The organism is Dyella sp. (assembly GCF_036384435.1).
GTDB lineage: Bacteria > Pseudomonadota > Gammaproteobacteria > Xanthomonadales > Rhodanobacteraceae > GSA-30.
Genome location: NZ_DASVMI010000193.1, coordinates 1 through 2710 on the forward strand (window position 1 = coordinate 1; position 2710 = coordinate 2710).

Consider the following 2710-nt stretch of genomic DNA (forward strand, 5'->3'; position numbering starts at 1 on the left):
CCTCGGCCAGCTCCATGCGGTCGCCGCGGCGGGTGCGCGCGGACCAGGCGCGGATCGTCGCCAGCTGCGCCGCCTGCGCCGGGGCGAGACTGCCACCGTCGCGCACGGTCTGCTCGAGCCGGTACAGGCACAGGTAGTTCGCGCGGCCTTTCAGCAGCGCCGTCTTCAGGCGCGCGCCGAGCACCGAGCGCACCTTCGGCAGGTCGCGAAAGTACAGCTGGTCCTGCAGCGCCTTGGTGCCGGTGGAGACGATCACCCGCTCGCCCGACAACAGCGCGGGCACCAGGTAGGCGTAGGTCTTGCCGGTGCCGGTGCCGGCCTCGGCGATCAGCGTGTCGCGCCCGGCGATGGCCTGCGCCACCGCTGCGGCCATCGCCCGCTGCGCCGCGCGCGGCGCAAAGTTCGGCAGCTCGCGCGCGAACGGGCCGTCGGCGCCCAGCAACGCATCGACGCGGTCGGGCCGCGTGTCGTCGGAATCGATCATCGACGCAGTATCGCCCAGCATGCGTGTGGGACAAACCAGCCGCGACCGGCTATACCACCTGAGCGTTTAGCTGCATCGACCGGTTGCATCCAGCTTGCGGCGGCAGCTCACTTCCAACCGCGCACCGTTGAATTCCACCTGCCCATACTCGGCACCATGTTGATAGTTGTCCTTGGCCCAGGCGCGCCGGACAACCGATTCGATCGCCAGGTAGCCATCCTCGGGCAGACCTATCGTGTCGAACAACAGCGCCGGCAATTCGTAGGAGCTGAGGTCCAGCTTACGTGGCGTCAAAGGCCGATTCGAAAGAAGCATGTAACGTGTATGTTCGTCGGTTTCCGAGTCGCCATCGTCGAAGTGCAGATCCGCAAACGCATGCGGCAGCGCAGGCAGATGGTCTCCATAGAACAGCAACACGGTCCAGCGCGGCCGAGCCAGCAGGCGCTCCGCAAAGTTACCCAGAGCAGCGTCGCCGTTGATCAGATGAGAAACGTAGTACGTCATCTCCTGCAGACCTGCCGCCGACAGCCCCTTCGGCAACGGGCGGCCATCCAGCACGTTGGCCAGCGTGCCTGGGTCGGAATCCCATGGCCCGTGATTTTCCATCGTGATCACCATCGCGTAATGCGGCCCTTTCCCAGCATCGTCGAGATGGGCCAACACGTAGTCGAATAACGCACGATCGGAGACGTATGCGCCAGCATGTTCGACACCGGCAAAAGCCGACAGATAGTGGGTATGCTGAAACCCGAGTTGAGGCATCGCCTGTCGGCGGTTCCAGAAACTGCCACGGAACGGATGGAACAGCGTAGCCGAGTACCCGAGCGCGTCCAGCCGGCGCGGTACACTGGGCATCCACGCGCTGGCCAGCCCGTAATACGGATACATCACTGACGGGAATGCCTGGATCGGATAACCAGTCAGTGTTTCGAATTCCGTGCGGATGGTGCCCCCGCCATAGGTCGGGGTGGTCAGGCTGCCAGTAATGCCAGTAGCCGCGAGTCGCGTGAAGTTCGGGGTGAACTCGCCGAAATCGATGCCCTGCATTACGCCTGGGTCAAAGAAAGCTTCGCTCTGCACTACCACGATGTCCGGCAACTCTGCTGGTGGCTGGCGTGTCATGCGCGCCTTGATGTCTGCGGCATGGCGCTCGGCAAAATCATGGACGAGAGTCTGCTCGGCCTCCGGCATGGCCGTGTGCATCTCCTGTGACACGCGCACCAACTCGGCCATCAGCCCCACATTCTGCGCGCTCTTGATCGGATCCCACAGCTGGAAACCCGGTAGCGACTCGTCAGCATAGGCCTCTCGCAAGAAGCCAACGCCCTGGAACAAAACAACAAGGGCCGGGAGCGATACGGCCAACCAAGCCATGCGGCTCACCCAATGCGGCCGTCGCCAACGCCCTTCCAACCGCCAGATTGCCCACAACACCACCAAGAGCACCAGCAACACGAGAAACAACAGGCCGAGGCCATATCCGGTGTAGTGTGCGAAGAACCCCATGTTGTGCAGCACCTGATGCCAGAGCACCAAGTCACCAGGCATCAAGGGCTCGTTGAGATTGACCTCCTTAATCGTGTTCACCTCAAACATGAGGTACACGATGCCGCTACCCAGCGACAACGCGAGCAGCGCACGACCGCACAAGCCGTAGAGCAGCAGAAGGAACAAGAACACTGGAAGCGCATTGCGCCAAATCAAGCCGTGATCAGGTGCCGCGCTCAACGCGGGATCCAGCCACCACACCAGCACCATGCTCGCCAATGCCATGACCACCACCATCCCAGGAATGGCCGCAATCCGCCAGATACGTGTGGCATTCGTCTCTCGCAAATGCAATGTCATCCGCCCCCTTGTTGGCCACTTTCATTGATCTTACAGGGTTCAGTTCAGTCGTGTCCGCCACCCTGGACGGGCGATCTGTTGCGGCCAATCGTCCGTCCGCCACGGATCAGGTCGTGCTGTCGTCCAGGAAATCGGATGCTGCCAGATCAATGCCGCTCCGTTCGAACGCCCCTCCGGCTCACCGCGATGCCTGTCTCTCCATGCCCGCACGGACGCACAGGACTGGTACCCGACGGCAGACATACTGGCACGACTGCTCTACCGACTCGTTGCCGGTCAGATGTTTGAGTGACGGAAACTGGAAATGGCAATCGCGCCGGATCGCGGCAACCCTAGGATGTTGCAGGAAGGCCTACCAATCACTGTCAGTGGCCAATC

General features: G+C 62.3%; 2 protein-coding genes. Both read right to left on the reverse strand.

The window, feature by feature from the left end; all coding sequences use genetic code 11:
• Window positions 1–484 (reverse strand): DEAD/DEAH box helicase (locus VF436_RS20645; protein WP_330905940.1); only part of this gene is annotated, 484 nt, incomplete at its 3' end.
• A gap of 66 nt (window positions 485–550) precedes the next feature.
• A complete protein-coding gene (locus tag VF436_RS20650; RefSeq protein ID WP_330905941.1) occupies window positions 551–2332 on the reverse strand; it encodes an LTA synthase family protein in 1782 nt (593 codons plus the stop codon).
• Window positions 2333–2710: the final 378 nt, after the last annotated feature.